General features: G+C 64.6%; 29 protein-coding genes and 1 pseudogene. 7 read left to right on the forward strand and 23 right to left on the reverse strand.

What is annotated here, in order from left to right; translation table 11 throughout:
* Positions 1-157: 157 nt before the first annotated feature.
* The 6 genes from ACFX4F_RS01370 to ACFX4F_RS01395 are packed head-to-tail and all read right to left on the reverse strand — an operon-like array spanning position 158 to position 3,977.
* Positions 158-610: a hypothetical protein gene (locus ACFX4F_RS01370; protein WP_099821481.1), complete on the reverse strand. Its 453-nt coding sequence runs from the start codon at positions 608-610 to the stop codon at positions 158-160.
* Positions 607-810, reverse strand: a complete 204-nt coding sequence (locus ACFX4F_RS01375) for a PspC domain-containing protein (RefSeq protein ID WP_025879254.1) — start codon at positions 808-810, stop codon at positions 607-609. The genes ACFX4F_RS01370 and ACFX4F_RS01375 overlap by 4 nt, the downstream gene beginning before the upstream one ends.
* A 50-nt stretch (positions 811-860) precedes the next feature.
* A complete protein-coding gene (locus ACFX4F_RS01380; RefSeq protein ID WP_099821480.1) occupies positions 861-1,229 on the reverse strand; it encodes a YfeK family protein in 369 nt (122 codons plus the stop codon).
* Complete coding sequence (locus ACFX4F_RS01385; protein WP_099821479.1) at positions 1,226-2,293, reverse strand: class III poly(R)-hydroxyalkanoic acid synthase subunit PhaC; 1,068 nt, start codon at positions 2,291-2,293, stop codon at positions 1,226-1,228. The genes ACFX4F_RS01380 and ACFX4F_RS01385 overlap by 4 nt, the downstream gene beginning before the upstream one ends.
* A gap of 3 nt (positions 2,294-2,296) precedes the next feature.
* Entirely contained in the window at positions 2,297-3,340 is a 1,044-nt protein-coding gene (phaE, locus tag ACFX4F_RS01390; RefSeq protein ID WP_380651462.1) for a class III poly(R)-hydroxyalkanoic acid synthase subunit PhaE, read from the reverse strand.
* A 22-nt stretch (positions 3,341-3,362) separates the two neighbouring features.
* Positions 3,363-3,977, reverse strand: a complete 615-nt coding sequence (locus tag ACFX4F_RS01395) for a phosphatidylcholine/phosphatidylserine synthase (protein WP_025879258.1) — start codon at positions 3,975-3,977, stop codon at positions 3,363-3,365.
* 345 nt (positions 3,978-4,322) lie between these two features.
* Here ACFX4F_RS01395 and ACFX4F_RS01400 point away from each other — a divergent pair, with 345 nt between their 5' ends.
* Positions 4,323-4,973, forward strand: a complete 651-nt coding sequence (locus ACFX4F_RS01400; RefSeq protein ID WP_380651465.1) for a class I SAM-dependent methyltransferase — start codon at positions 4,323-4,325, stop codon at positions 4,971-4,973.
* Between the two features lie 51 nt (positions 4,974-5,024).
* On the opposite strand, the gene ACFX4F_RS01405 is transcribed toward ACFX4F_RS01400, so the two are convergent.
* The 3 genes from ACFX4F_RS01405 to ACFX4F_RS01415 all read right to left on the reverse strand — a co-directional run bounded on the left by ACFX4F_RS01405 (position 5,025) and on the right by ACFX4F_RS01415 (position 7,111).
* Positions 5,025-5,513 carry an 8-oxo-dGTP diphosphatase gene (locus tag ACFX4F_RS01405; protein WP_093819148.1) on the reverse strand — a complete coding sequence of 163 codons (489 nt, stop codon included), beginning with the start codon at positions 5,511-5,513 and terminating at the stop codon, positions 5,025-5,027.
* Positions 5,514-5,553: 40 nt separating this feature from the next.
* Entirely contained in the window at positions 5,554-6,066 is a 513-nt protein-coding gene (locus tag ACFX4F_RS01410) for a DUF1249 domain-containing protein (RefSeq protein ID WP_099821475.1), read from the reverse strand.
* Positions 6,067-6,289: 223 nt separating this feature from the next.
* Entirely contained in the window at positions 6,290-7,111 is an 822-nt protein-coding gene (locus ACFX4F_RS01415) for a pyruvate, water dikinase regulatory protein (protein ID WP_380651470.1), read from the reverse strand.
* Positions 7,112-7,255: 144 nt separating this feature from the next.
* Between ACFX4F_RS01415 and ppsA the strand changes: the two genes are divergently transcribed.
* Together ppsA and ACFX4F_RS01425 are read left to right on the forward strand one after the other, a co-directional pair.
* Positions 7,256-9,634: a phosphoenolpyruvate synthase gene (ppsA, locus tag ACFX4F_RS01420; RefSeq protein ID WP_380651473.1), complete on the forward strand. Its 2,379-nt coding sequence runs from the start codon at positions 7,256-7,258 to the stop codon at positions 9,632-9,634.
* A gap of 150 nt (positions 9,635-9,784) precedes the next feature.
* A complete protein-coding gene (locus ACFX4F_RS01425; RefSeq protein WP_380651475.1) occupies positions 9,785-10,678 on the forward strand; it encodes a mechanosensitive ion channel family protein in 894 nt (297 codons plus the stop codon).
* A gap of 81 nt (positions 10,679-10,759) precedes the next feature.
* Here ACFX4F_RS01425 and ACFX4F_RS01430 read toward each other — a convergent pair whose 3' ends face one another.
* The 4 genes from ACFX4F_RS01430 to tadA form a co-directional block, all read right to left on the reverse strand.
* A complete protein-coding gene (locus tag ACFX4F_RS01430) occupies positions 10,760-11,875 on the reverse strand; it encodes an alkene reductase (protein ID WP_380651477.1) in 1,116 nt (371 codons plus the stop codon).
* 207 nt (positions 11,876-12,082) lie between these two features.
* Positions 12,083-12,955 (reverse strand): EcsC family protein, encoded by an 873-nt coding sequence (locus tag ACFX4F_RS01435; protein WP_089236008.1) that lies wholly within the window; start codon positions 12,953-12,955, stop codon positions 12,083-12,085.
* Between the two features lie 95 nt (positions 12,956-13,050).
* Positions 13,051-13,623 (reverse strand): oligoribonuclease, encoded by a 573-nt coding sequence (orn, locus tag ACFX4F_RS01440; RefSeq protein ID WP_099820642.1) that lies wholly within the window; start codon positions 13,621-13,623, stop codon positions 13,051-13,053.
* Positions 13,624-13,698: 75 nt separating this feature from the next.
* Entirely contained in the window at positions 13,699-14,223 is a 525-nt protein-coding gene (tadA, locus tag ACFX4F_RS01445) for a tRNA adenosine(34) deaminase TadA (RefSeq protein ID WP_099820643.1), read from the reverse strand.
* Positions 14,224-14,447: 224 nt separating this feature from the next.
* Between tadA and ACFX4F_RS01450 the strand changes: the two genes are divergently transcribed.
* Positions 14,448-15,170 (forward strand): hypothetical protein, encoded by a 723-nt coding sequence (locus tag ACFX4F_RS01450; RefSeq protein WP_380651482.1) that lies wholly within the window; start codon positions 14,448-14,450, stop codon positions 15,168-15,170.
* A 107-nt stretch (positions 15,171-15,277) separates the two neighbouring features.
* Complete coding sequence (locus ACFX4F_RS01455; RefSeq protein ID WP_380651485.1) at positions 15,278-15,715, forward strand: acetyltransferase; 438 nt, start codon at positions 15,278-15,280, stop codon at positions 15,713-15,715.
* A gap of 30 nt (positions 15,716-15,745) precedes the next feature.
* On the opposite strand, the gene ACFX4F_RS01460 is transcribed toward ACFX4F_RS01455, so the two are convergent.
* Complete coding sequence (locus tag ACFX4F_RS01460; protein ID WP_380651688.1) at positions 15,746-16,252, reverse strand: GNAT family N-acetyltransferase; 507 nt, start codon at positions 16,250-16,252, stop codon at positions 15,746-15,748.
* A 483-nt stretch (positions 16,253-16,735) separates the two neighbouring features.
* Between ACFX4F_RS01460 and ACFX4F_RS01465 the strand changes: the two genes are divergently transcribed.
* Both ACFX4F_RS01465 and ACFX4F_RS01470 read left to right on the forward strand, forming a co-directional pair.
* Positions 16,736-17,389 (forward strand): hypothetical protein, encoded by a 654-nt coding sequence (locus ACFX4F_RS01465; protein WP_380651488.1) that lies wholly within the window; start codon positions 16,736-16,738, stop codon positions 17,387-17,389.
* Positions 17,386-18,708 carry an XVIPCD domain-containing protein gene (locus ACFX4F_RS01470; protein WP_380651491.1) on the forward strand — a complete coding sequence of 441 codons (1,323 nt, stop codon included), beginning with the start codon at positions 17,386-17,388 and terminating at the stop codon, positions 18,706-18,708. Before ACFX4F_RS01465 ends, ACFX4F_RS01470 begins: the two co-directional genes overlap by 4 nt.
* A 62-nt stretch (positions 18,709-18,770) precedes the next feature.
* On the opposite strand, the gene ACFX4F_RS01475 is transcribed toward ACFX4F_RS01470, so the two are convergent.
* From ACFX4F_RS01475 to ACFX4F_RS01515, 9 genes and pseudogenes are all read right to left on the reverse strand, one after another.
* Positions 18,771-20,213 carry a hypothetical protein gene (locus ACFX4F_RS01475; protein ID WP_380651494.1) on the reverse strand — a complete coding sequence of 481 codons (1,443 nt, stop codon included), beginning with the start codon at positions 20,211-20,213 and terminating at the stop codon, positions 18,771-18,773.
* A 95-nt stretch (positions 20,214-20,308) separates the two neighbouring features.
* The gene (locus tag ACFX4F_RS01480) at positions 20,309-21,325 is read right to left on the reverse strand and encodes an XVIPCD domain-containing protein (protein WP_380651497.1); all 1,017 of its coding nucleotides are present in this window, start codon (positions 21,323-21,325) and stop codon (positions 20,309-20,311) included.
* A gap of 57 nt (positions 21,326-21,382) precedes the next feature.
* A complete protein-coding gene (locus ACFX4F_RS01485) occupies positions 21,383-21,919 on the reverse strand; it encodes a hypothetical protein (protein WP_223495479.1) in 537 nt (178 codons plus the stop codon).
* Positions 21,920-22,240: 321 nt separating this feature from the next.
* A complete protein-coding gene (locus ACFX4F_RS01490; RefSeq protein ID WP_380651501.1) occupies positions 22,241-22,768 on the reverse strand; it encodes a DUF4189 domain-containing protein in 528 nt (175 codons plus the stop codon).
* 39 nt (positions 22,769-22,807) lie between these two features.
* The gene (locus ACFX4F_RS01495; RefSeq protein WP_380651504.1) at positions 22,808-23,821 is read right to left on the reverse strand and encodes a hypothetical protein; all 1,014 of its coding nucleotides are present in this window, start codon (positions 23,819-23,821) and stop codon (positions 22,808-22,810) included.
* 98 nt (positions 23,822-23,919) lie between these two features.
* Positions 23,920-24,171, reverse strand: coding sequence for a hypothetical protein (locus ACFX4F_RS01500; RefSeq protein WP_380651507.1), 252 nt, complete (start codon positions 24,169-24,171; stop codon positions 23,920-23,922).
* 165 nt (positions 24,172-24,336) lie between these two features.
* Entirely contained in the window at positions 24,337-24,906 is a 570-nt protein-coding gene (locus ACFX4F_RS01505; RefSeq protein ID WP_380651510.1) for a DUF4189 domain-containing protein, read from the reverse strand.
* 22 nt (positions 24,907-24,928) lie between these two features.
* A pseudogene (locus ACFX4F_RS01510) lies at positions 24,929-26,053 on the reverse strand (type IV secretion system protein).
* Between the two features lie 48 nt (positions 26,054-26,101).
* Positions 26,102-26,644 carry a DUF4189 domain-containing protein gene (locus ACFX4F_RS01515; RefSeq protein ID WP_363734368.1) on the reverse strand — a complete coding sequence of 181 codons (543 nt, stop codon included), beginning with the start codon at positions 26,642-26,644 and terminating at the stop codon, positions 26,102-26,104.
* Positions 26,645-26,660 lie beyond the last annotated feature (16 nt).

Raw genomic sequence — 26,660 nt, forward strand, 5'->3', positions numbered from 1 at the left:
GGCAGGTGGGTTGCGCAGGGGCGTGAGCCGCATGGATGCGGCGACCGAGCTTACAGGGACGTACTTGCAGCGGCCCCTGCGCAACCCACCTGCCCGGCCCAATCACATGATTCGCTCTACGCGACCACCCACGAGGGGCTCCGCCGTTGGCTGGAAACTACGGCCACCAGCCATGCCCGAACCGTGCGTAATGATCAGCCGCACGCTCGAACGGATTGCGCGCACTGACGCCACCACACAACAGATACACCGGCAGGTACAGCGGCCCCAGCACCAGGTACTGGTATACGTGCGCACGCTCGTGGTCATCCAGCCGAATCAACGGTTCCACGCCCCACCCCGCCTGATGCGCGTAGGTACGGCAGCACATGCCCAGATCGTAGCCGGTGTGCAGGATCACGTTACCCAGGGTGATCGCTCCGCCCGGCCCCCACGGCCAATGGTCGAACACCACCGCGCAGTCGCGACCGCTCCAGCGCATCTTCGCGCCCCCCAGCAACCCGGCCAGACCGCCAACCAGGCCGATCACGGTATTGGGCACGGTCCACAGCGCGCCCAGCACCTGCAGCGCGCGCAGCCAGATCGGCCAGGGCCGGGACGCGGTGTTCAATCGGCCTCGTTGGGGATCAGCAGCCACAGCAGCAGGTAGACCAGGATGCCCGGGAACGCGGCCGACGCCAGCGAGACCACCACGTACAGCACCCGGACCAGGGTCGGGTTCCAGCCGAAACGATGGGCAATGCCGCCCATCACTCCGGCGATCATGCGGTCGTTCAGCGAGCGCGACAGGGTGCGCGGCACAGCATTCATGGCGAGGTCTCCCGGCTGTCTGGCTGCGGCCACTGTAGCGCCTGCCGTGTCTACGGCGTGCGTTGGCGCAGCGCCTGCAGGCGCGCGCCGAACCACGTCGCAGAGGTCTGTTCGGGCTGGCCGGGGCAGCGGATCCGGTACGCCTTGCCACTCATGCTGCTCTGGCTGGCCGCACGCTCGATGAACTGCTCGGCGCTGTCGACCATGTCCTTCTTCAGCAGGTAGTCGTACTTGCGCTGCAGGTGGGCACGCGCATCGGCGGGTCCGTACCAGCTGCCATTGCGCTGGAACTGGCACTGGGAGCCGTCCAGGCTGCCGATCAGCTGTGCGATCTCGCGGCGCGCATCGGCGCTCGGCGCTGCGCCGGCAAGGCCCGGCGCCAGGGCCAGCGCAAGCGCGACCAGGGGGGAATACTTCATGGCGTGCGTTCCTTCAGCCAGTTGTCGATGGTCGCCGGCACTTCGCGCTGCGCGCGCCCGGACACGTAAATACCAATATGCCCACCGCGGAAACTGGACTCGGTGTAGTCCTGCGTACCCAGCCGGCCACGCATCGCACGTGATGCATCCGGCGGCACCAGGTGGTCCTGTTCGGCGTAGATGTTGAGCACGGGCAGAGTCACTTGCGACAGATCCACCGCCTCTTCACCTATCTTCACCGTGCCGTTCATCAGCCCGTTGCCCTGATAGAACTGCTTGATGAACTCGCGGAAGGCCTCGCCCGCCAGATCGGGCGAGTCGAAGATCCACTTTTCCATGCGCAGGAAATCTTCCAGCGCGGCCTTGTCATCGAGGATGTCGAGCAGGCCCACGTACTTCTGCACGTTCAGGCGGAACGGCTTGAGCATCAGGTAGCTGGCATTCATCAGATCGGCCGGGATGTTGCCCAGCGTGTCCACCAGCAGATCCACGTCCACCTGCTGCGCCCAGTGCGACAGCATGTTGTCGGTGGTCTGGAAATCGACCGGCGTGACCATCGTGATGAGGTTGCCCAGCTTCTGCCGGCGCAGCGCGGCGTAGCACAGCGCGAACACGCCGCCCTGGCAGATGCCCAGCATGTCGACAGGACCTCCACTGCGCGCGCGCAGCGCATCCACCGCGCCATCGATGTAGCGCAGCAGGTAATCCTCAAGCGTCTGGTAGCGCTCGGAACGATCCGGATAGCCCCAGTCCAAGACGTACACGTCCTGGCCCAGCGCCAGCAGCTTCTGCACCAGTGAGCGATCGGCCTGCAGGTCCACCATGTACGGGCGGTTGACCAGCGCGTACACGATCAGCAGCGGCGTGCGCCGGACCGGTGCGTTCTCGCCGACGAAGCGATACAGCACCACCTTGCCATCGCGCCAGACTTCCTCGCGGGCGGTGGCGCCGTAGTCGACATCCTCCACCTGCGGCAACAGCTTCAACCCCTCCATCAGCTTGCGCTGCATGGCCAAGGTCTCCTGCATCAGGTCATCGGCATTGAAGCCCAGCGGTCCTTTCATGGCTTACGACTTCCGCGTGGTGGTGCGGGAGGTGGCCTTCTTCGCTGGCGCCTTCTTTGCTGGCACTTTCTTCGCGGCAGGCTTGCGCGCGACGGGCTTCACCCTCGCAGGCGCCGGCTGGGCCACCGGGTCGACCGCATCGGTACCGGCAAGCACCGCCACCTGTGCCTGCAGCCGGCGCAGATTGCGCTCGAGCTCGGCGATGCGACGGTGGGCGGCATCCATCTCGGTGCGGGTCGGCAGGCCGATGCGTTCACTCATCTGTTCCACCTCGCGTTGCAGGCCCGCGCGCAGGCGCATCTGCGCATTGCCCAGCGCCGCGTAGATCTGCTGGAACGGTGCAGACATGGCGACCTTGGCGTAGGCCTCCTCGGCCACTTCGATCCACAGATCGAACATCGCCCGTGCGCTGGTCAGCTGGCTGCCGGGCTGCTCATGGTCGGCCAGGCGCTTCTCGAACAGGTCGAACGCCTCTTCAAGCGCCTGCTTGATCTGCTCGACATAAGCCTGGGAGTGATGCTGGTACTCCTCCTGCGCGCGCAGCAGGGCCTGCCACCGCGCCTGATGCTCGCGGCCGGGCCCGAACGCCGGGCTCTGCAGCCAGGGGCCGGCCAGCGTCTGCAACTGCTGGAACCACGCCGTGAACTCCGGCGCAGCAGCGCCGGCGTGGGTGCTGCCACGGGCGCCCTGCAGCATCCACTGCAGCATGCCGTCGCCCTGCCCCTTCACCGCTTCACGCCAGGCCTGGGCAACCTCGGCGCTGCTGGCATCGCGGCCGGCAAAGCGTGCCGCCACTTCCTGCATGGTGCCGTACCAGCTGCCAGCCTGTTCGCGGAACCGCCGCACCGCCTCTTCCGGCGCGGCCGCGCCTGTCTCGGGCAGCAGTTGGCCCCACCAGTCGAACAGGTGCTTCCAGCTGCCCGGGTCGTCGCCAGCGGGGGCCCCTGGCACAGTCGCGTGGCGCAGGGCATCGCCCCAGGCGCCGAAGTACTGCCGGGCCAGGTTCTCGAAATCGCTGCTGCCAAGGTCGTTGGCCGAGCTGGTCATCGCGCTCCTCCGCAGGGCTGGATCATGGCTTGGGAATGCGCAGGGTCTTGCTGATCATCAGCGACCCGGACAGCGCGAACAGCAGCACCAACGGATGCAGCTGCCAGGGGCCGATCTGCCACTGGCCCAGCCACAGGTCGTGGCCGATGGCATCGGTGCCGGCGGCAATCGCCAGCACGATCACCAGCGCCAGGCTGGTGGGAATCGGCGTTCCCTCGAAGTACTTCACCTTGCCTTCGTCACCGCTCATCGCCTCGGCGGTCACGTTGTACCGGGCCAGGCGGCTGACGCCGCAGCAGACGAAGTAGCTCAGCACCAGCCAGTCCCAGCCGCCCTGCATGCCACAGGCATAGGCCAGCGCTGCCGGTGCGACACCGAAGGAAATGACGTCTGACAGCGAGTCCAGCTCGCGGCCCAGGGTCGAACTGGACTTGCGCCAGCGCGCGATGCGGCCGTCCAGTGCATCGAAAATGAAAGCCAGCGGGATCAGCGCCATGCCGAACAGCAGATAGCCGCGCTCGCCATCCTGCAGGAAACGCATCGCGGCAAACACCGCGCCGGTGCCGCAGAAAGCGTTGGCGAGGGTGAACCAGTCCGCCAGATGGAACTCGCGCAGCATCGAGAAGTGACGTTTCATGAAGTCTCACGGGGCATCAAGGCCCACAGGGTACCGCGAGCGCCGCCACCGGCAACAGCGTGGGCTGACCCCACCCTTCACCCGTCACTCACCGATCCTCACCGGCGGTGAATTTTTCGCCACCCATCTTGACAGCCTAGGGGGGTGGCGCCTGCCAGTGCTTATCCACAAAGTTGCCCACGCGTAATCCACACCCCCTGTGGACAACTGGCTCTCACCGACTGCGACGCTGGACATTTCCTCATCACCTCAAGCCGGGGTTTCCCTACTTCCCAAGCCGATCGGCTGGCGCTATGGTCTGCGGCGGACCCGCCGCCGCCACGTCCGACTCCCCACCCACGGACGATGTTGATGCTGGATGCACGCACCCTGGCCGCGCAGTTGCGGCAGCCCCATGGCGAGGCCGCGCTGGCCGTGGGCGAATCGATGAACCGCAGCAACGGCGCCCTCAACCAGGCCGCAATCGCGTTGCTGGCGGTCGCTCCCGGAGAGCAGGTGCTGGAGATCGGCCCCGGCAACGCCGCCTTCGCGCCGCTGCTGCTGCAGGCCAGCGGCAGTCGCTACGTGGGCGTGGAGCTGTCCAGTGCCATGGTCAACGCCGGCAACCAGCATCTTGCCGCCAGCGGCCTGGCCGGGCGTGCCACGCTGCGCGAGGGCGATGCGCATGCCCTGCCCTTGGCGGATGCCTGCGTCGATGCTGCGCTGGCGGTCAACACCCTGTACTTCTGGCCGAACCTGGCCCCGGTGCTGGATGAACTGGCGCGGGTGCTGCATCGCGGCGGCCGGCTGTGCCTGGCCTTCGGCGATGCTGGATTCATGCGCAGCCTGCCCTTCGCCGCCGACTTCGAACTGCATGAGCTGGATGCCGTGGAGCTGGCGCTGCGGGTGTCCGGTTTCAGCGTCACGGCATGGCGTTCGCATCGCGAATGCACAGCCGGCAATGACGGCCAGCAGCGGGAAAAGCACTTCCACCTGCTGCTGGCGCGCCGCCGGTAGTGCCGCCGGGCGTGGCCCAGCGCGCTACCGGGGGAGGTAGTGCCGGCCAGGTCAAAGACGGCTGAAGGACCAGCTCTGCATGCGGCCATCCCGGTAAGGCATCACCCCGTGGAACGGGCGCGGATCGGCATCGAACACCAGCGGCAGGAAATTGCGGTCGCCCTCCCACATGGGCAGCTGGTCGAGCTTGTCTACGTCCACCCACTCCAGGGTGCCTTCGTGGTTGCCGCCGTGCGGGGCACCCTCGAAGCTGTCGATGACGAACACGAAACCGAACCAGTCCTCACCGTGCTTGCCGAAACCCGGCCAGCTGATGGTGCCGCGCAGGCGCATGGCGGTGCAGTCGATGCCGGCTTCCTCGGCGATCTCGCGGCGCATGCCGGCGGCCACGTCCTCGGTCGGTTCGACCTTGCCGCCCAGGCCGTTGTACTTGCCCAGGTGGTGGTCGCCCGGCCGGGTATTGCGATGGATCATCAGCACCTGGCGACGATCGGGCGAGAGCACATAGCCCAGGGTGGCGACGATCGGGGTATACGGCATGTGCGGGTCCGGCGGCGGGTCAGCCGTGGATTATGGCCGATCAACGCACCAGCGACAGGCGACGGTCGCCCTCACCCACGGTGTTGCCGTCAGGGTCACGGCGCAGGGTGGCCACGCCATGGCCGCGTTCTGCTAGGTATTCCAGCCATTTGCCGAGGAAGGTGTTCATCCGCATGCGATGGCTGATCAGCTCGGCCGGCGGCGGGTACAGGCCCATGGTGTCCTGCCAGCGGCGGCCGACGTAGCAGTGGGTGGTCTCGGCCTGGCGCGCGTCCCGGTACAGACGGACGAAGGCCGATGGGTCCGGTTCACCGGTCACCGGGTCGGCCAGGTCGTAGGTCAGGCGCAGCTCCACCGTGTAGCGGTGGCACTCGATCACATCCAGACGCACATCCAGGCCATCGCCCACAGAGGAGACGTAGCTTCCCGCCACCAGCTCGGCCGGCGCGAACAGGCGCACCAGGTGGCGGTAGTTCTCCGCGTACAGCCCCATCAGCCAGCTCAGCCGGCTCAGGCGGGGAATGCGCTCGCTACGGGGCAATGCTCGGGCCATGGGTTGATCCTACACGTTGGCCCTTCAACGTGGGGACAGTTCAACCCGCAGCCAAGCCGCCAACGGCGATCACCCCTGTAGAGTCGAGCCCATGCTCGGCTGCTCTTCGGCCAGAACCCGGTGGCCCAGCCGAGCGTGGGCTCGGCTCTACAGGGCGCAGTTGAAGCGCCCATTGGTAGTGCCGGCCGCTGGCCGGCAGCGCGACACGGCGCGAGGGAAAGGATCAATACAGCTCGCGCTGCAGCCCCAGCGTGCCCAGCACCTTGCTGGAGATCTCTTCGATCGAGGTATGGGTGGTGCTGAGGGTCGGGATGCGTTCCATCTGGAACATGACCTCCGCCGCGGCCACCTCGCGCTTGCAGGTGTCCAGGTTGGCGTAGCGCGAATTGGGCCGGCGCTCCTGGCGGATCTGCTGCAGACGGTCGGGGTCGATGGTCAGGCCGAACAGCTTGCGTCGGTAGTTGCGCAGCCGGGGCGGCAGGCGGTCGCTCTCCAGGTCCTCGTCGGTCAACGGGTAGTTGGCAGCGCGCACCCCGTAGTGCAGCGCCAGGTAGATGCAGGTGGGCGTTTTGCCGGCCCGCGACACCGCCACCAGGATCACGTCGGCATCGTCGTAGTTCACCGCGATGCCGTCGTCATGGGTCAGCGCGAAGTTCATCGCGTTGATGCGCCGGTGGTAGGTGTCGAAGTCGACCATGCCGTGGGCCTGGCCGACCCGGTTCAGGCGCGAGCTGGACAGTTCGCGCTCCAGCGGCTCGATGAACGGGGCGAACACATCCAGCATCAGCGCCCCGCTCTCGGACAGGATCACGCTCAGGCTCTGGTCCACGCAGGAGTTCACCACGATCGGCCGGACCTGGTACCGCTCCCCCGCCGCCTTGATCCGGGCACACGCTTCCCGGGCTTTTTCGGGGTCATCGACAAATGACATCCGGTCGGTAATGAAGCTGAACCCGGAGAACTGGGTCAACAGGCTATGCCCAATGGTTTCAGCGGTGATACCGGTTCCATCGGAAACGTAGAACACCGGACGGATGGTCGACATGCGCGCATTTACCCCCTACGAAGCCTAAAAGGGCCGCCAACACAAGCTTGTGCCGACGGTGGTCTGCCCGGCATCATATCGACTTCTTCCTACGGACGCGGCCATTCAGCCCGCCTCGGGCGATGGCCAAACGGAGCATCGCGCTTGAACGAGAACATCCTGTGGTTGCACGAACTGCGTCTGGCCGACCTGGCCCGCGTAGGCGGCAAGAATTCCTCGCTGGGCGAGATGATCGGCAACCTGGCCGGTCTGGGCGTCTCCGTTCCTGGAGGTTATGCGACCACGTCTGAAGCCTTCAAGGACTTCATCGCGCACAACGACCTGTCCAAGCGCATCTTCGACAAGCTGGCCACACTGGACGTCGAGGACGTCAACGCGCTGACCGCGGCCGGCAAGGAAATCCGCAGCTGGGTCATCGACGCGCCGCTGCAGCCGCAGCTGGACCAGGACATCCGCAGCGCCTACGCCAAGCTGAGCGCCGACAACGGTGGCGGCGACGTGGCTGTAGCCGTGCGTTCGTCGGCCACCGCCGAAGATCTGCCCGATGCCTCCTTCGCCGGTCAGCAGGAAACCTTCCTCAACGTCACCGGTGCCGACGATGTCGTGCACAAGGTCAAGGAAGTGTTCGCCTCGCTGTACAACGACCGCGCCATCGCCTACCGCGTGCACCACGGCTTCAAGCACGAAGACGTGTTCCTGTCGGCGGGCGTGCAGCTGATGGTGCGTTCCGGCGTCGGTTCCTCCGGCGTGCTGTTCACCCTGGACACCGAGTCCGGCTTCCGCGACGTGGTGTTCGTCACCTCCTCGTTCGGTCTGGGCGAAATGGTCGTGCAGGGCGCGGTCAACCCGGACGAGTTCTACGTCTACAAGCCCACCCTGCAGGCCGGCAAGCCGGCGATCCTGCGCCGTTCGCTCGGCAGCAAGGCGATCCGCATGGTGTATTCGGATGTCCCCGGCGAGCGCGTCAGGATCGAGGACACCCCGGCCGAACTGCGCACCACCTTCTCGATCAACGATGAAGACGTGGCCGAACTGTCGCGCCAAGCGCTGACCATCGAAAAGCACTACGGCCGCCCGATGGACATCGAGTGGGCCAAGGACGGTGTCAGCGGCAAGCTGTTCATCGTGCAGGCGCGCCCGGAAACCGTGAAGTCGCGCAGCCATGCCACCCAGATCGAGCGTTTCGCGCTCACCGAAAAGGGTGGCAACGTTCTCGCCGAAGGCCGCGCCGTCGGCGCCAAGATCGGTGCCGGCGTGGCCCGCGTGGTGAAGACGCTGGAAGACATGAACCGCGTGCAGCCGGGCGACGTGCTGATCGCCGACATGACCGATCCCGATTGGGAGCCGGTGATGAAGCGCGCGTCGGCGATCGTCACCAACCGCGGTGGCCGTACCTGCCACGCGGCGATCATCGCCCGCGAGCTGGGCGTGCCGGCCGTGGTTGGTTCGGGCAACGCGACCAAGGTCATTGAAGATGGCCAGCTGGTCACCGTCAGCTGCGCTGAAGGTGATACCGGCTTCATCTACGAAGGCAAGCTCGGTTTCGAGCGCACCACCACCGATCTGGGCAACATGCCGCCGGCACCGTTGAAGATCATGATGAACGTGGCCAACCCGGAACGTGCCTTCGACTTCGGCCAGCTGCCGAACGCCGGCATCGGCCTGGCACGCCTGGAAATGATCATCGCCAGCCACATCGGCATCCACCCCAACGCGCTGCTGGAGTACGACCGCCAGGACGCCGCGACGAAGAAGAAGATCGACGAGAAGATCGCCGGTTATTCCGATCCGGTCGGCTTCTACGTGGACCGTCTGGCCGAAGGCATCGCCACCCTGACCGCCTCGGTCGCACCGAATCCGGTGATCGTGCGCCTGTCGGACTTCAAGTCCAACGAGTACGCGAACCTGATCGGCGGCAGCGGCTACGAGCCGCACGAAGAGAACCCGATGATCGGCTTCCGCGGCGCCAGCCGTTACGTCGACCCGAGCTTCTCGGCCGCCTTCGCACTCGAGTGCAAGGCCGTGCTGCGCGTGCGCAACGAGATGGGCCTGGACAACCTGTGGGTCATGATCCCGTTCGTGCGTACCCTGGAAGAAGGCCGCAAGGTCGTCGAGGTGCTTGAACAGAATGGCCTCAAGCAGGGCGAGAACGGCCTGAAGATCATCATGATGTGCGAAGTGCCGTCCAACGCACTGCTCGCCGATGAGTTCCTGGAGATCTTCGACGGCTTCTCGATCGGCTCCAACGACCTGACCCAGCTGACCCTGGGCCTGGATCGCGACTCGTCGATCGTCGCGCACCTGTTCGACGAACGTAACCCGGCGGTGAAGAAGCTGCTGTCGATGGCGATCAAGTCGGCACGTGCCAAGGGCAAGTACGTCGGCATCTGCGGCCAGGGCCCGTCCGATCATCCGGATCTGGCCGAATGGCTCATGCAGGAAGGCATCGAGTCGGTGTCGCTGAATCCGGACACCGTGGTCGATACCTGGCTGCGCCTGGCCAAACTGAAGGCCAAGGGTTGAGCTGTTGACGCTTGATGGCTGACATCGTTTTCATCGACGTCGGCCCATACTGAAGTTGCACGCAAGCCCCGCCCTCGCGGGGCTTGCTGTTTCTGGCGTCTGCACACGCCATGTTCCTGTCGCACCTGTTCCCGTCGCAAAGGAGTCCGCATGATCGCTGCTGCCCCACCCGCCCCCGCCACGACGTCCTGGTTCCACTCGCTCGACTGGGAGCGGCTGCTGGAAACCTATGGCGTGCCGTTGCTCGCTGCCATCGTCGTGTTGCTGGTCGGCATGTGGGTGGCGCGTCGCCTGTCCAATGCGATGCCACGCGCGACCGCGCGCATGGGTGTGGACCCGATGCTGGGCAGCTTCCTGCGCAACGTGGTCTATGCGGCCTCGCTGGTGATCGTGGTGATCCTGGCCATCGGCACGCTGGGTGTGCAGATCACGCCGCTGCTGGCCGTGCTCGGCACCGCCGGCCTGGCCGTTGGCCTGGCACTGAAGGATTCGCTGTCGAACATCGCCTCCGGCGTGATGCTGGTGACCCTGCGTCCGTTCCGCGTGGGCGACGTAGTAACCATCGCCGGGCAGACCGGCACGGTGCGCGAAGTACGCATTTTCCAGACCGTGATCACCGGTGCCGACAACCAGCACACGACGATTCCCAACACGCTGATCACCGCCGCACCGATCATCAACCTGACGGCAGAGCCCACCCGTCGCGTCGAACTGGTGGTGGGTATCGGCTATGAAGACAACATCCAGCTGGCCCGCGATACCGCATTGGCGCTGATGAAGGCCGACCCGCGCGTGCTGCAGACACCCGCACCGGACGTGGTGGTGTACGAGCTGGGTGCGCACGCGATCAACCTGGGCATCCGCTGCTACGTGAAATCGGCCGATCACTTCGGCACCAAGGTCACCCTGCTGGAGCAGATCAAGCTGGGCTACGACAAGGCCGGCATCAACATCCCGTATCCGCAGCAGGACATGCACCTGTACCTGCATGGCAAGGATGGCGGCGTGGTTGAAGCCGACGCGCTGGTGCGCGACAAGCCCTGATCCATCCTGGTAGTGCCGACCAACGGTCGGCACCCACCCACCAGCATCGGTAGCGCCGGGCCATGCCCGGCGGACGCGGAATCAGGCCTCCACGGCCTCCTCCAGCACCGGATAGTCGGTGAACCCGACCGCGCCACCGCCGAAGTACGTCGCGCGATCAGGAAGATTCAGCTCCGCGCCCACGCGCAGGCGCTCAGGCAGATCCGGGTTGGCGATGAACGGCCGGCCGAAGCCGATCAGATCAGCCCAGCCTTCCGCCAGCGCCTGCCCGGCACGCTCGGCGGTGTACTTGCCGGCGTAGATCAGCGTGCCCGGATAGATCATCCGCAGTGCCTGCTTGAACGCCACCGGCATCAACGGCGCATCCTCCCAGTCGGCCTCGGCGATGTGCAGGTAGCCCACACCCAGCTCGCCCAGCAGGTGCGCGGCAGCCAGATAGGTCGCCTGCGGTGTGTCGTCCACCGCCCCCTGCAGCGTGGTCAACGGCGCCAGACGCACACCGACACGCTCGCCGCCAGCGACATCGACCACCGCCTGCACCACCTCGCGCAGGAAACGCAGGCGATTCTGCAGCTCGCCACCGTAGCCATCGGTGCGCTGATTGGCCTGCGAGTCGATGAACTGGTTGATCAGATAACCGTTGGCGCCGTGCAGCTCGACGCCATCAAAGCCGGCGGCCAGTGCATTGCGGGTGGCCTGCGCATAGTCGGCGACGATGTCCGGAATCTCCCCCTCGGCCAGCGCGCGCGGCATCGAGTGCTGGATCATCTCGCCCACGCCGGATTCCGGACCGGCGCCGGTGGGGTCGACGAAGACCTTCACCCCTTCGGCCAGCAGTGCCGAGGAAGAGACCGGGGCCGCGCCGTCCGGCTGCAGGGCGACATGGGACACCCGCCCTACATGCCAGAGCTGGGCATAGATGCGACCACCGGCCGCGTGTACGGCATCGGTGACCCTGCGCCAGCCTTGCACCTGCGCTTCGCTGTGGATGCCCGGGGTCCAGGCGTAGCCCTGGCCTTGCGGGCTGATCTGGGTGCCCTCGCTGACAATCAGGCCGGCACCGGCACGCTGGGCGTAGTACTCGGCCATCTGTGCGGTGGCCACATTGCCGGCAGCCGCGCGCGAGCGGGTCATCGGCGGCATCACGATGCGGTTGGGCAGCGTCAGCGCGCCCAGGCGGTGGGAAGTGAACAACATGACGGCATTCTCTTGCGGGGGATTGCCAGCAAGGATGGGGATCGCGCTGCGCGCGCAACAGGCGCGTTTGTGCAAAACAGTTGTGCCTGCCAGGCAAGGGTCAGAGCCCTTTCCTGCGGAAAGGGATCCGACCCTGTGCGAGGTCGGGGTCTGCGAGGTCGGGGTCGGACCCCTTTGCAACGCAAAGGGCTCCGACCCCAAAGCCGGTTACAGCGTCGGCTCGATCAACGCCCCGCCGTGCGCGATGCGGTCATAGCAGCTGCGAACCACTTCCTCGCCGTATTTCAGCTCCAGCCGGCGCACGATGAAATGGCCGCGGGCCATGTCCTGGTAGTAGTCGGTGAACATGGTATTGAGCGTTGCGCCGGCTGCCGCACCAACGATCGGCACCGCCTGCGCGGCAAACTTCTCGGTGATCACCACACCGAAGCGCGCGGCGACCTTTTCCACCAGCTTGGCCAACAGCTTGCCGGCTTCCTTCGGCGCCACGCCCAGGGTCAGGTCGCGTCCCGTCACCACGCGCCCGGCCAGTTCGGCCGACAGGTGACGCATCACATCAGTGGTGAAGCCACGGGCCAGGTAGTAGCCGGTCTCGCTGGCATCGTCGCGCGGCGAATTGCCGCCCAGTGCGAACACCTCCAGGCAGGCCTGGCGGGTACTGAACTGCGATAGATCGAAGCCTTCGCTGCGAGCGACATCGGCCACCGCGCGCATCATGATCGTGGTCGACACCGGCAGCTCGATGAACAGCGCGGCGAAGCCGAACGCACCACCGACCGCACCGGATGTCGCTGCCGCCAGCTTGTGCCAGCGTGTCGAGGCGCCCTTGCCCGGGGTGTTGTCCATGCTCCACAGCGCGGCCTGCACCGATTTTGACAACGCCGCCTGCACCGCACCGTGGATGCGGTTGGATACCGAGGTGGGAAGCGCCTTCACCGCGAACTCCAGCGGCGTCCCGACCAGGTTGGCCATGCGCGCGGTGATCGTGGGCGCTTCCAGCAGGGCTACCGCCCGCTGCAGGTCGGACCAGTCGCCAGCGTCGTGGGCGATATCACGGGGCAGCAGGATGGGCTCGTTCATACGGCCGATCTTAGCGCCAGGAAGTTGAACGGATCGTCGCGGGGGTCAGAGCCCGTTCCGCTGGAAAGGGAGCCGACCCCCACCGGGTGACCGTCTCAGGCAGTGGGCAGCCCCGACAGCGCGCCCATGAACTGGCGGTAGTGGCGCAGTTCGTTGATCGAATCGTGCACATCGCTCAACGCGGTGTGGTTGCTGTTCTTGCCCACGCCGGCGGCCACGGTCGGCGCCCAGCGCTTGGCCAGCTCCTTCACCGTGGACACGTCCAGGTTTCGGTAGTGGAAGTACTTCTCCAGCCGCGGCATCTGCCGGTGCAGGAAGCGACGGTCCTGGCAGATGGAGTTGCCCGACATCGGCGACACGCCAGCCGGAATCCACTGCGCCAGGAAGGCCACGGTCTGCGCCTCGGCCTGGCCAAGCGTGGTGGTGCTGTCGATGACACGCTGCCACAGGCCCGAACGACGATGCTGGTTGCGGTTCCACTCGTCCATCGCTTCCAGTGTTTCCAGCGGATGGTGGATGGCAAACTCCGGGCCCTCGGCCAGCACGTTGAGCTGGGCATCGGTGACCACGGTGGCGATCTCGATGATCGAATCGTTGTCGGTATCCAACCCGGTCATTTCCAGGTCGATCCAGATCAGTCGCTCGTTGGCCGCGCCGTTCTCTGCCATCGTGTCGCCTCGTTGCTGGGCAGGCACGAGGCCGGCCGGTAAAGGAAAGTGACGGCCATCATACCCTTTCGCCACTCAGCCCTCGCCAGCGTGGTCCTCCAGCAGCAGCGGCGGCTTGCCGCGCTTGGCCCGGAAATAGTTGGTCAGGCGGTTGCCCGCCTCCTTGGCCAGCACGCCGGCATGGACCTCGACCCGGTGATTGTGGCGGGCATCACCGACCAGATCGAACACGCTGCCACAGGCACCCGTTTTGGGATCGCTGGCACCGTAGACCAGGCGCGCCACACGGGCATGCACGATCGCCATCGCGCACATCGCGCACGGCTCCAGGGTGACATACAGGGTGCTGCCGATCAGGCGGTGATTGGCCAGCATCCGCCCGCCCTCGCGCATGGCCACGATCTCGGCATGCGCGCTGGGGTCGTGCGAGGCAATGTTGAGGTTCCAGCCCTCGCCCAGCAGCTGACCGTCGGCACCCACCAGCACCGCACCGACCGGGATCTCGTCAAACTCGCGTTGCGCACGTTCGGCCAATGCCAATGCGTGACGCATCCAGCTCTCGTCGACGTCGTGCACCGGCACGCCCAAGGTATCAGTCATGGCGTTTCTCGGATTCAAGGAGTGAGCGCGTGGCTAGTGTAACGCAGGGCTTTTGGAGCTTCCGCCGACTGGATGCGATGAGCCTTGGCCCAGCCAACGGTGCAGCGCCGCTTGATCTGCCGTGAAGACTCCTTCACGCTACGACCGCGCTTTCGTCATCTGACGATCGAGCACTGCCGCTTGCCGGCAACGATTTCACCTTTCGATCTCTACAGGGGGTAGTTTTGAACGCAGTTGCAGATACCACCGTGCAGGCAAGCCCTGCCGGAAAAGCCGCATGGATCACGCTGGCGATCGCTTGGTTGTGCTTCCTCGTACCGTTCCCCGGCCTGGGCCTGTTCCTGGGCTGGCCGCTGAACCTGGTGGCCTTCATCCTTGCCATCGTCGCGATGGCCAAGGGCGGTGCCATGAAGGGCCTGTTCCAGCTGCTGGGCTCGATCATCGTTTCGCCGATCGTGTACTTCGTCGGCCTGGCGATCTTTGCCGGCACCGTGAGCGGCATCAGCGCGCAGAGCAAGGGCCAGTACGATGCGGCCGTCGCTGAAGCCAGCGTCTCGTCCGCCGCCGCGGAAGCAGATGCTGCCGCCAAGGCCACGGAAACCGCAGCCCCCGCGGTCGCCAGCGATGCCGCGATGGCACCCGCCTCGGCGCTGGAAGTGACCGCCACCACGATGTTCAGCGATTACCAGGACAACGAGATCGCTGCTGACGGCAAGTACAAGGGCAAGGCGCTGCTGGTTTCCGGCACGGTCGATTCGATCAGCTCGGACTTCATGGACAAGCCGGTCGTACAGCTGAGCGCCAAGCCGTTCGGCTTCGTACAGGCCAGCGACCTGCCGAAGGACGTGGCTGCCAGCCTGAAGAAGGGCCAGAAGGTCACGCTGGCCTGCACCGGCAACGGAGAAGTCATCGGCTTCCCGGCCGTGTCCGGCTGCACCATGCAGTAAGGCACACAGCGAACGCTGATGCTCAGAGCCCCGCTTCGGCGGGGCTTTCTGTTTGTGGATATCACATCGGTACAATCCGGGCATTCCGAAGCACTTTGGCCGATTCCATGACCTCCCTGCGCCCTTCCCGCGCCACTGATGGTGACGCGCTCGTCGATCTCTGGCGTCGCGCCGTCGACGCCACCCATGACTTCCTCAGTGCCGCTGACCGCCAGGCGATCGATGCTGAAGTTGCCGGCTTCCTGCCACAGGCGCCGCTGGTGGTGGCAGCCGACGACCAGGACCAGCCGCAGGGCTTCATGCTGATCGACGGCTCACACATGGAAGCGTTGTTCATCGATCCTGACGTGCGCGGAACCGGCATCGGCCGCCAGTTGCTGCTGCATGCGCTGGCCCTGCATCCGCAACTGACTACCGACGTCAATGCGCAGAATGCGCAGGCTGTGGGCTTCTATCAGCGCATGGGTTTCACTGAAACCGGCCGCTCGCCGGTGGATTCGCAGGGTCGTCCGTATCCCCTCATCCACCTGCGCCATCAAGGCTGACCGGCACCCGGAGCGCCGGCCATTCCCCGATCAGGCAACCGCGTCGAACGCCGGCGAGTAGCGCACCTCGCCCTGCGCCATCGGCGGCTGCAGGCACAGGGCCTGGAAATACGCCGCCGGCACGCCGGGTAGGACCAGACCCGGCACGGCACGGAAGCCGAAGCGCCCGTAGTAGGCCGGCTCGCCCAACAGCACGCAGCCCCGCGCGCCCTTCCTGCGCAGAGCCTCGATCGCGGCCCGCATCAACGCCGTGCCCACGCCGCGCCCGTGCTGCTGCGGCAGCACCGAAATCGGCCCGAGCCCGAACCAGCCCTGGCTGCCGTCCTGCACGCTGACCGGGGACAGCGCGACATGACCCACCAGAAGGCCCGCATCCTCTGCCACCAGCGACATGCTCAGCTCGCCACGCTCACGCAATGCGTCGACGATGTGGTGTTCGGTATGGCTGCTGTGGACAGCATCGCGGAACGCCATTTCGGTGAGCGTGTGAATGGCGACATGGTCGTCGATGGATTCTGGGCGGATTGCAAGGTTCATGGCAGGCACTTTGTCAGGGTAAGGAAGGTGTGAATTCATGATTCAAGTCACAAATTGATAGTGAGAGCCGATCGCGACATTGAAACGCCTTGGCGCTATCGAATCGCCTGTGCCGCAGTCGATTCACTGGCATCACCCTTCGCCGAATGCGTCAATAAATCGCCACCCTTGTCCAGAGACGGCTGGCGCCAGCTTTCCCGGGCACTCCATAATCGCCGGACCTGTCACCGGGGAAGGATGCATGGACATGGATGTACCACGCCGTATCACGCCAAAGGGAGCGCATGAACGTCGAATCGCTCCTGATGCATGTCCCCCGCGCATCGAAGAGATTGCCGGATATGGCGCAAGCGGCGAGGAAAACCCGACGCGCTACCGGGTCAATCTGCGTGACGCGTTACTCTCAACCATGATCACTGCGCAGAATCTCGCGCGGAGAGTGGCCTGCTCCATATATCCCTCTATGCCCCAGGGAGGCCGACATTGCGCCCCAAGATGCTTCCGTGCCTTGCTCTGCTTCTATTGACCGCCTGCAACCCGGAGTCCGCCATGAACCAGGAACGTGCCGCTGCCGAAGCCGATGTCGCCCAGGGCGGGCGTGGCCTCGCCCAGCTCAACCCCAGCCCGCGCAAGGCCTATGAACTGGTGCTGCGCCTGAAGGATGCCCCCGGAGATTTCGCGGTGGTCGAGGGCGTTGCGCAGTACGACGTCATCAACGAAGACCAGTGCGGTCACATCGAGCCCGCCACAGGCACCGCAGCGCGCATCACCAGCCAGGAGCCGGTGCAGCTGCGCAAGGTTGCCGATGGCGAGTATCGCGGCACGTTGTATGTGGACCGTATGCTGGATGAGGACTACTACGGCCGCGGCGTCTGCAAATGGGAATTCAGCGGAGCCGGCGCGATGCTGAAAGCCACTGGCGCCGAGGGTGAAACGCGCTTCCTGACGTTCGTCGACGCCAAACCATTGACCGATGGCAGCGCGCATACGCTCTACTATCCGGATCTGGTCTATCCGCGGGCAGATCGCGTTCCCAATTTCCCGGCCAGTGGTGAGCCTGATCGCAGCGGCTATGCCGCCGACCTGCAGGACAAGCTGTTCACGATCAGCCTTTCTGCGAGTGAGGTGGCACCGTGACCATCACCTCCCAGGACTACGCTGCGTTATCCGATGACGCCTACAAGGACCGCGCCGTCGGCCGACGTGCACCCGGCCAGGAAGAAAAGGTCACGCTCAACGGCCATGAGTACAAAATACTCGAGCATGTCGACAACCGGCTCAACGGCTATCAGGGCACCGTCTATCAGCGCGTAGACAGCAAAGAGATCGTCATTGCCCATCGTGGCACGGAGGATATTGCCCGCGATGCGATCCTGACCGATGGCGGCATGGTGGTAGCGCGCACCAATGTGCAGGCACCTGACGCGATCGCATTGACCCAGAGAACGCTTGAATCTGCCGCACTCCAGTCCCGCTTGAATGGTGGACATACTCCCCAGGTCACCGTCACCGGCCACTCCCTCGGCGGCGCCCTTGCCCAGATCACCTCGCACCACTTCAACGTCAAGGGTGAGACCTTCAACGCCTATGGTGCGGTCAGCCTCAGCTACCGCATCCCCGAAGGCGGCAACACCATGATCAACCACGTCATGGCGTCCGATCCGGTCAGTGCTGCTTCGCCCCACTTCGGCCAGGTACGCATCTACGCCAACCCGGATGAGATCAAGAGGCTGTCAGCGGCCGGCTTCAGCAACCACCCGCTGCGCGACCTGATCCCGGATCGTCCAATCCTTGCAGCAGGCAGCTCGTTCGGCGCGCACAAACTGGGCAACTTCCTCAACGACGGCTCGGTACTGAAGCATCCGGAAACGCAGCAGCTGGCGAAAGACAACGCCAAGATGATCGAGGAGTACCGCGACGACGTGGAATCACTGCGCCGTGGCGTCACCCGTACTGCACGCGGCATCCCTGGCGGAGCAATCGACCTGTACGACCACATCCGTGGCCCGCTGCAGCCCGGTGAGCCGGCACGCCGCGAAGCGGAGAAGAACGGCCATCACACCAGCATGCTGCGCATGGACGATGCCAACCATCTGGGCAACCCGCTGTTCAACGACGCGATCCGTGGCGTGCATGCCCAGGACGTGCGGGCCGGGCGCGTGCCGGACGTGATGAGCACGCAGCTGGCCGGCAGCCTGGCCGCCGAAATGCATGCCGCGGGCGGCAAGCGCATCGACGAAGTGGTGATGAACGCCGATGCCTCGCGCAGCTTCGCGGTGCAGGGCCAGGGGGGTGACCCTGCCCATCTGCGTGTATCGGTGGACACGGCCGTGGCGATGAACACGCCGCTGGAGCAGAGCAGCCAGCGCATCGAGCAGCAATCTGCCGGTCAGGCCTTGGCGCGCGAGCAGCAGCTGGAACAGACCCAGGCGACCCAGCGCAGCCTGCACGCCTGACACGCTCGCGGGAATGAAAACGGGAGCCGGCACCGCCGGCTCCCGTCGTTTTCTGCGGTCGATCAGGGGCTGGAAACCGCTGAGTTCGCAGCCGGCCCTGCCAGCACGTACGCATCTGGGCCCGAGTCCGGGAAACCGCCACAGGGCTTGTCTCCCGGCGCCACGGGATCACACGGCCACTGTGCGCGCGTCACCGTATCGCGCAGCTCGAAGCCCGTGCCGTTCCAGACAACAAAGGCTAGATGCTCCCGGTTCCAGTCGCTGAAGCTGTGCGGACCGGTCTTCTGCGGTGATTCCGGATACTGCACGAACCAGCGCATGGCCGGCCCGTACTGCAACTTGCTGTGATCCAGGCTCACCTTGCCTTCGCGGGCGCGGTGCCGCGCACGATCGGCCTCAGCGATCGACGGTGCCGCCGGCATTGCCTTTGCGGTGATGTCCTGCAGCACGCCATCGCTGCCCACCTGGTACACGCGTTGGCGGACGTAGGCCTGTCCGCAACTGCCGGCTGCGAGCCGGACAGGCTCCGCGGTGTTCTCGTTTGGCAGTGCGCCGTCGGCACAGTCGAACGGCGCCGAGACAAGATAGGTGGTCGTGGAAGCATCTGCGCCTTCAAACGAGCGCACCCAGATATCGCCCAGGCGCCCGATGAAGTCCGGACGCTGGCCCATGCCGGCCACGGCCTTGAACCATGCCTTCTGGCGCACTTCACGCTCGCGCCAGCCGCGCGGCAGGTGGATGTCCTGCTCGGGCAATGCCACCAGCAGCGCCGCCAGATGCGGCGGCAGCGTGCCTTGGCAGGCGCCGATCATCAGATCGCCCTGCGGTGCCAGCCGACCGGCCAGATCGACAGGACAGCGCGCACCGAGCTGGCGCTCGGCGGCCTGGTCGGGTGCCAGCGGGATGATCGGTGGTGCGACGGGGGCTGGGGCTGACGGCGGGACTGGTGCCGGGGCCTGTGCGGTGTCGGGCACCTGTGCAGCGGCGGCAACGCGGGCCGGCACCTGCGTGGGAGCCGGTGGGGCTGCTACAGGGGCCGCTGCGACAGGAGGGGCCGGCGCAGCACTGGCGGAGGCGACATCGGGCGCAGGTGCTGTCGGTACTACCCCGGACGCTGATGCAATCGCGGGTTCGGCGGCAACGGCTTCCGGAGCGACGCCCGTTGTCGGTGCCGCCTGCGGTGCGGGTGCGGGTGCGGGTGCGGGTGCGGGTGGCATGGTCGGCTCCCCCGCAGGTGCAGGTGCAGCAACCACGGCTGGCGCCGGCTCGGGCGCGGCGACGGGTGCCGGTGCAGGAACAGCATCCATTGCGGTGTCAGCGGGCGTCTGCGGGTCCGCCGCGGCCACTACCGGTGCTGGCACAGCCTCCTCGACGGCGGGTGCCACCGGAGCGTCTGGCGCCTGTTGTGCGTGAGCAACGGCAGCGGCCAGTCCCAGCGGCAGCAACCACAATGCCGAAGCGCGACCACGCTGGGCCACGTTGGAATGCAGGAAAGTGTTTCGCATGTTGTGTCCTTACAAAGAGATCCATGTAGGCACCCGAGGGTGCTCGGTGTCGTGCGATGGGCCCGCCGGTCTCCGACCTGCAGGCGGTGCCCAGATTACAGCGATCGCGGGCGGTTCTGCTCCTGTTCGCGAGTAACCGAAGCAGCCTGTTCCTGGCGGGAAGAGGCTTCGGCCGCCAGCTGCTGACTGCTCTGCTCCAAAGGCAGCTGGGCGGCGGCCTCACGCTGCACCATCGAGCGCTGCATCGCCGGGTCCCCCATGGCGCCCTGCACCGCAAACAGTGCCATGCCATCGGTGCCCGCCACCACGTGGTCGATGCGGCTCATGCCGGCCTTCTGTGCGCTCAACGCCAAGGCTCCGGCCGTATTGTCCAGTTCCTGCTGGCTGCGCATGCCACTCTGCGGCCCCATCTGCTGCAGATGGCCGCGAGCGTCGCTGAACAGCCGGTTGCCGGCATGGGCCGGATCGGACATGTCGCGCGTGCGCTCAAGCAACTGTGCAGGTTCGCCCACTTCGCCGCGGGCAAGCCGGTCCATCACGTCCGGGGTCAGCTTCTGCTGCCACGCTTCGAAACGCTTGAGCCGGTCCTCCACCCCGTTGATGGCGCCATTGATGGCGTAGGTCGCCTCGCGCACGTCCTCGCGCGCCTGTTCCGGCACACGGTTCTGCCATTGCCACACGGCGATGCGCCCAGCGTGTTCGGGCTGCGACGCCAGCTCTGGCTGATTGACCAGGTCCAGATCCAGCGCACTGCCGGCACGCTCGTAGCTTTCCTTGCCGGTCAGCGGCAGATAACCGCGCCCGTGGTACTTGAGCGCATCACCGGGCGCGTCGTTGCCCATCCGGCCGCCATACATCAGCTCGGCCAGGTCATCCGGACGCCCTCGCAGGGCTTCCTGGCGCGCGGACTCCAGCGCCTCGGTGCCATTGCGCCACGCCGCTTCGACCGGGATCTGCGAGATGCCCCGGGTGTAGTTGAAGCTCTCGTTGAGCCGGCTCAGACCGCGCGACTCATGCCCTGCCTGCGCCATGAAATTGGCCAGTTCAAGGGGAGAATCGATGCCGGCGTTGGTCGCCTGCCGCAGCAGTTGCGACTCTCTATCGGTCGACACAGTGCAACTCCTGGATGTTCATCAGCGCGGATTCCTTTCCGCCGGTTGGAGCTTGGCTCATGGAAGCGACACCTCGGCGACACTGGACGGGTCGAAGTCCTCGAACCGCACCCTGCCCAGTTCCGCCACCGAGAAATCCCGGATGTTGGTCGCTTCGGTCTCGATATCCACGACCTTGCGTCTCACCCCATCCACCCAGCAGGACTTGTCCGCCGAGGCATAGCGGAACCGGTACGTGCTGCTCCAGCGCTCGCGGCTGCCGCCGTTGGTGATCACGCTGAAGGTGTCTTCCTCAACCATTGCATACGCAAAAGGGTCGCCAGCCAGGCCACCGCGGGTGGAACACGGCACCAGCTTGTCGTTGCGCGCGGCCAGCTGCCAGCGCCCGCGCCCGTCACCGCGCAGCAACAGCAGCACCCGGTTCGGTCCGTGCTGGCCGGGCACCAGCCCTTCCGGCGTCGGCTGATCGATGACCAGCAGCTGGTACTCGATGCCATCGCCGTTGAGCTCGCCCCTGACGGCTTCCAGCAGGTTCGCACCGGACGGAACGAATGCCAGGGCATCGTCCATGTGTGCGCCAAACCTGTCGTCCATCCCCTCCCACTCCTTCAATGTCGTCTTGCCGATGCCCGCCTCCCTGGCCGGTCGGAACGCGGTGTCCCGGCTCGCCCGCGCCTGCGCAGATGCGGATCATAGCCCCGCGCACGGCGTGGCCGCGATAGTGGCAAGCGTCACCCGTCGGACGGGCGGACAGAGTCCTCATTGGACGGAAAAGCTCCTGCAATCGGTGGCACTGGCGCGTCATTTTTATGGCGCGCGGGGAGCTTACCGCGAGGAGCTTTGCCGCGTCGAAGGTCGGGAGAAGCGAAAAGCGGAATTGATCACATAAAAACTGGGCTTAACGTGAATGGTGCCCTACCTGATGAACAGATCCGCGGTGCAGGCCGTGTTGGCGATCCTGCATTGATCCTGGGGCATCCGCTTCCACGCCGCCTTCGCGTTGCATTGCTGCATAGCGACAATGACCGCTCCCTGTTCGGACATGGCGGCGGCGACACTGGTGGTTTCAGTACCCAGCCCTGCGTGAGCGACCGCCACGCACTGCGCCTGGAACAGGGTCGCCAACGTGCATTCGCCCTTGCCGAATTCCCTGCACTCTTTCATGGACGCGCGCTTGGCCTTGCCGCGGGACCGCATCGAGTTGCTGATGAAAGTGTCACCGCGGGCATCCATGGCCACGCCGCGCACGGTCTGCGCCCAGTTGGGGCGATTGCTGTAGGGCGAGCCTGTGCTGCTCACGGGGATGGGCGCGCAACCCTGCACACCCTGGCCACCGATGGGATACATGCCCTGCGGGCAATTGCTTTCGGCCATTGCAGTAAAAGGCAGAGAGCCCGCAACCAGCAGCAGGCACGACAAGATAGCTTGGTGGATTCGCTTCATGGCTTCCCTGATTCCCGGCGGCTTGGCCTGTAGCCACGATCAGCGCAACTGCTGCGCGCACGTGGCCCCTTGAGTGGCGTAGTCACGGACGTAGCCATCCATCGTCAGCACTGTGATATCGCAGCGGTTGTTCACGTCACTGACGACATGCCCGTATACGTTCAACCCCTGAACGCGCTCGCCACGATGCAGGTACAAGGTGCGCGAACCATCGGCCCCATTCTCCACACGGTCCGGCGTGCCCCATGTCCGCACGAACTCCTGCTCGGTCTTGCCGATCCACATGTCCATCAGATTGTTGCGGCCCACGCGGTTGGCTGCGCGAAGCGACTCATCCAGAACGCGGCTGGTCTCCTTCTGGCCACGCGCCAGATTCGCTTCCAGACTGCGCTCAGCCCGGTCCATTTCGGCGTCGGTCGGCCGATAGGTGAATGCTGGGCGCGTGCCATCCTTCCACAGATTGCCCCATATGAAATTCGCAGGTGACTGGCCGACGTCACCAATGGGCAGGAAGCCGCGCTTCATCATTTCCGCCGGCACTTTCGCCCTGGGGTCAGGCCCGACGAGACAGGCAAACCGCACCAGTTGCACCTGCCAGGGCTCGACTGCCTCGCTGGCCGGATCGAATCTCTCCGGTGGAATATCCTCGATCGCACGGTCGCGCCATTGCACCAGACTCATCTGCATGGCCACGGTGTTACGCGCACAGTTCACCGAGTACTTCCTGATCAGCCGATTCGGCTTGATCGCGTTCTCGTAAACCGTATTGACCTGGATCTCGTATACCGGATCCGGGCCAGCGAGGGGCTCACCAGGCTTCGGCGGCTTCTTGCGGCGCAATTGCTTCAAGTACGCGTTCTGCTCTTCCTGCGTGGCCGTCTGCAGGAAAGCCATCAGGTCCGAGCGGCTGCTGAGCGTTTGCGCATCCACTACCCACGCTTCACGATTGGGCTTGTCGCCACCGGCGAAGATGACCCAGCTATCGGCGGCGTGTGCTGACGAAGCTAGCGCCAGACCGCTGACCAGCATCACTACACGGAAGGGACTTCGCATGATTCGTTCCTTCGAATGGCGTGAAGACTTATGCAACGCGGATAGTGCTTTCTAGCACAGCCTACCCTGTCACTTTGACTGATGTGATCACGAGATGTCTATGGCGAGAGATCTTGCGTTGACTGAGCCCTGTTCCTAAGCAGTCGCACCCGAGCAAGGGTCCGACGCAGCGTCGTGAGGATCAATCCCATACCGCCCTGCTGCAGCGCCTGGCTGGTCATGTCGACACTGCCCTCGGGATCCAACAGATACTTGTCGACCAGCGCACTGGTCCAGAATGCAGCGGACGCACGGATCACCAGATCGAGCGCGATCGAAATCATCGCCGCCAACACGGCCATCGAGAACATCGTACCGATGCATAGGACAGCCACTTAGGGGTCAACTGCGCGGCCTGTTCGAACAATAGGCACAAACACCCTCCCCAGCATTACCCAAAGCGCGTATCAATCACTATCTGAGAAGCAGACAGCGCAGGCATTACGGGCAATACGATTCAAAACCGCTTTGCGCTTCTAGAACTTACGGAAAATAGGCTCAGAGCAGTCAGCATAGAATACCTTGCACTTCTTTCCACTAGGATCCACGCAACCTTGTCTTGCCAAGGAAATAGCCCTCCCCTTCTTTGGAGCCTTCCCAACTGCGGACTTGGCACCTGGGCCATCAGAAGTCGGGATCAGCCATGCAACGCATTGATTTGAATAGGAGACAGTGACCTTGCAATCTATTGCCCCCCCCCCCCCACCACAACGCCTAACAGCCTCAGCGGCAGCCGCCTCCGCTGACGCCACTCCAGAAATCATTCCCACCTCAGCTGTGGCATCAGATGCCGCGATCGCCCCCCATGTAGTTATCCACTCCCCCGTCGGAGTCGGCGGAAGCAGCGGTAACTGATCTCCACCACCGCTGTTGCCGCCAGGAATCGGAGCACAGCCTTGAGCGCCCTGCCCACCTATCGGATAGAACCCCGGTGGACAGCTTCCGCCTTCAGCAAGTGCGGATATGGGAGCCATCAGCACTCCAAAGAAGAGCAGGAAAAAAGGCAGCTTCATTGTGTTCACCTTTTGCAACGATGTTCTATTCATTCAGTAGTTGCTGCGACATCACTCACCGAACCGGGGCGTTACCGAGCGATCCAGGTGTATGTATCGAACTACCCGTTCCTGGCGCGATCTTCGGCATCGCATGGCTTTGACTACTTACAGATTCTTCAGAGTTGGTTGGAGCCGTAGGCCTGTAACTACCCGGCGGCTGCCCATTAGGTCCGGGCGTAGCAGCCACCGGGCTACCGCCTATCTGCGAATATGCCATGAAGCCACCCAGCGTGCCCTGGAAGAACATCGCCGCCATTGGGGGCGCAGTCAGGATCAGCGTCGTGAGGATCAATCCCATACCGCCCTGCTGCAGCGCCTGGCTGGTCATGTCGACACTGCCCTCGGGATCCAACAGATACTTGTCGACCAGCGCACTGGTCCAGAACGCAGCAGACACACGGATCACCATATCGAGCGCGATCGAGATCATCGCCGCCAGCACGGCCATCGAGAACATCGTGCCGATGCCGTAGAACAGCCACTTCTGAAACAACTGCTTGGTCTGATCGAACAGCAGACACAGGATGAACAGCGGCCCTAGGCCGATGAACAGCGCCAAGGCAACCTCGTACAGCAGCAGCATCGAACCCGCCGTCACCGCCGGGCCACCGGTACCCAGGCCATCTGCCCACAAGGCACGATTCTTGTCGTCGCGCAGGTTGCCGTCATCGAGCACCTTGATCGCATTAATGCTCGGCAGGCCTACCTGCATCCAAGCAAGGCTCCTCCCGATCTGATCCTCCGGCAAATCATTCTTGCCGGTCACCACATAGGTGATCTCGTTCTTGACGTCCTTGATCAGGAAGTTCTTCAGGTTGCCACCGAACATCGCCATGCTGGTGGCAACACTGACGATCAACGCAGCACGCGCCATGTTGGTCACCAAAACCATCATCGAGTCGCAGCCGCGACCGGCGTCGATGCGGTCCCCTTGGATGAGCACTCACAGAGTCATCAGCGTCAGGGCAATGCCACCAACCCACGCCATCATGTTGCCCAGCAACTCGATGCCGAAATCGTCGATCCGCTTGCGCAGGTAAGACAGGATCGACCGGAAGAAGACGAAGTCCCCGATCGACTGGACCCGCACAGCGTTTCGAGATAAGCATCCAGCCAACGTACATGCATTGAGCCTGATAACGAACGTGGCACCGTTGAACAGACTTTAATAAAGTCAGCTCAACTTTCAGAACTTTCGAAAAACTGGCTCGGAACAATCAGCGTAAAAAACGGTGCACTTTTTGCCACTCGGATCCACGCACTTCTTCTGCGCTTCTGCAATCGCAATCCTCTTCTTCGGAGCACGGCCAACCGCAGATTGGGCTCCAGGTAAATCCGCAGAAGGAACTAACCATGCCACGCATTGGTTTGAATAGGATACCGTAACCTCGCAATCCTGTGCTCCACCACCAGCGCACCGCCGCATGGCTTCAGAAGCAGCAAGCTCTGCAGATCGCATATCTGAGACCATTCCCACTTGGGAAGTAGCAAGAGAGGTCGCTATCGCCCCCCAAGTGCTGATCCATTCGCCTGTGGGCCGAGGCGGCAAGGGTATCTGGTCACCTGATCCAGCAGCGCCCCCAGGAATTGGGGCGCAGCCGCTCGCGCCCTGCCCCCCGATTGGGTAGAAGCCCGGAGGGCAACTTCCGCCCTCTGCACGACCAAGGTTTGGAAGAAGGGCGCCAAGAACACCAAACGATGCCAACACAATGAACGGATACATGCGCATGATATGACGACTCTCC

The organism is Stenotrophomonas sp. YIM B13575 (assembly GCF_042787595.1).
Lineage (GTDB): Bacteria > Pseudomonadota > Gammaproteobacteria > Xanthomonadales > Xanthomonadaceae > Stenotrophomonas > Stenotrophomonas lactitubi_B.

Excerpts from the sequence above, each read along its gene's own strand:
- ACFX4F_RS01375 (WP_025879254.1), bottom strand. The coding sequence starts at position 810 with ATGAATGCTGTGCCGCGCACCCTGTCGCGCTCGCTGAACGACCGCATG.
- ACFX4F_RS01380 (WP_099821480.1), bottom strand. The coding sequence starts at position 1,229 with ATGAAGTATTCCCCCCTGGTCGCGCTTGCGCTGGCCCTGGCGCCGGGC.
- ACFX4F_RS01385 (WP_099821479.1), bottom strand. The coding sequence starts at position 2,293 with ATGAAAGGACCGCTGGGCTTCAATGCCGATGACCTGATGCAGGAGACC.
- phaE (WP_380651462.1), bottom strand. The coding sequence starts at position 3,340 with ATGACCAGCTCGGCCAACGACCTTGGCAGCAGCGATTTCGAGAACCTG.
- ACFX4F_RS01395 (WP_025879258.1), bottom strand. The coding sequence starts at position 3,977 with ATGAAACGTCACTTCTCGATGCTGCGCGAGTTCCATCTGGCGGACTGG.
- ACFX4F_RS01400 (WP_380651465.1), top strand. The coding sequence starts at position 4,323 with ATGTTGATGCTGGATGCACGCACCCTGGCCGCGCAGTTGCGGCAGCCC.
- ACFX4F_RS01405 (WP_093819148.1), bottom strand. The coding sequence starts at position 5,513 with ATGCCGTATACCCCGATCGTCGCCACCCTGGGCTATGTGCTCTCGCCC.
- ACFX4F_RS01410 (WP_099821475.1), bottom strand. The coding sequence starts at position 6,066 with ATGGCCCGAGCATTGCCCCGTAGCGAGCGCATTCCCCGCCTGAGCCGG.
- ACFX4F_RS01415 (WP_380651470.1), bottom strand. The coding sequence starts at position 7,111 with ATGTCGACCATCCGTCCGGTGTTCTACGTTTCCGATGGAACCGGTATC.
- ACFX4F_RS01425 (WP_380651475.1), top strand. The coding sequence starts at position 9,785 with ATGATCGCTGCTGCCCCACCCGCCCCCGCCACGACGTCCTGGTTCCAC.
- ACFX4F_RS01430 (WP_380651477.1), bottom strand. The coding sequence starts at position 11,875 with ATGTTGTTCACTTCCCACCGCCTGGGCGCGCTGACGCTGCCCAACCGC.
- ACFX4F_RS01435 (WP_089236008.1), bottom strand. The coding sequence starts at position 12,955 with ATGAACGAGCCCATCCTGCTGCCCCGTGATATCGCCCACGACGCTGGC.
- orn (WP_099820642.1), bottom strand. The coding sequence starts at position 13,623 with ATGGCAGAGAACGGCGCGGCCAACGAGCGACTGATCTGGATCGACCTG.
- tadA (WP_099820643.1), bottom strand. The coding sequence starts at position 14,223 with ATGACTGATACCTTGGGCGTGCCGGTGCACGACGTCGACGAGAGCTGG.
- ACFX4F_RS01455 (WP_380651485.1), top strand. The coding sequence starts at position 15,278 with ATGACCTCCCTGCGCCCTTCCCGCGCCACTGATGGTGACGCGCTCGTC.
- ACFX4F_RS01460 (WP_380651688.1), bottom strand. The coding sequence starts at position 16,252 with ATGAACCTTGCAATCCGCCCAGAATCCATCGACGACCATGTCGCCATT.
- ACFX4F_RS01475 (WP_380651494.1), bottom strand. The coding sequence starts at position 20,213 with ATGCGAAACACTTTCCTGCATTCCAACGTGGCCCAGCGTGGTCGCGCT.
- ACFX4F_RS01485 (WP_223495479.1), bottom strand. The coding sequence starts at position 21,919 with ATGGACGACAGGTTTGGCGCACACATGGACGATGCCCTGGCATTCGTT.
- ACFX4F_RS01490 (WP_380651501.1), bottom strand. The coding sequence starts at position 22,768 with ATGAAGCGAATCCACCAAGCTATCTTGTCGTGCCTGCTGCTGGTTGCG.
- ACFX4F_RS01495 (WP_380651504.1), bottom strand. The coding sequence starts at position 23,821 with ATGCGAAGTCCCTTCCGTGTAGTGATGCTGGTCAGCGGTCTGGCGCTA.
- ACFX4F_RS01500 (WP_380651507.1), bottom strand. The coding sequence starts at position 24,171 with ATGTTCTCGATGGCCGTGTTGGCGGCGATGATTTCGATCGCGCTCGAT.
- ACFX4F_RS01505 (WP_380651510.1), bottom strand. The coding sequence starts at position 24,906 with ATGAATAGAACATCGTTGCAAAAGGTGAACACAATGAAGCTGCCTTTT.
- ACFX4F_RS01515 (WP_363734368.1), bottom strand. The coding sequence starts at position 26,644 with ATGCGCATGTATCCGTTCATTGTGTTGGCATCGTTTGGTGTTCTTGGC.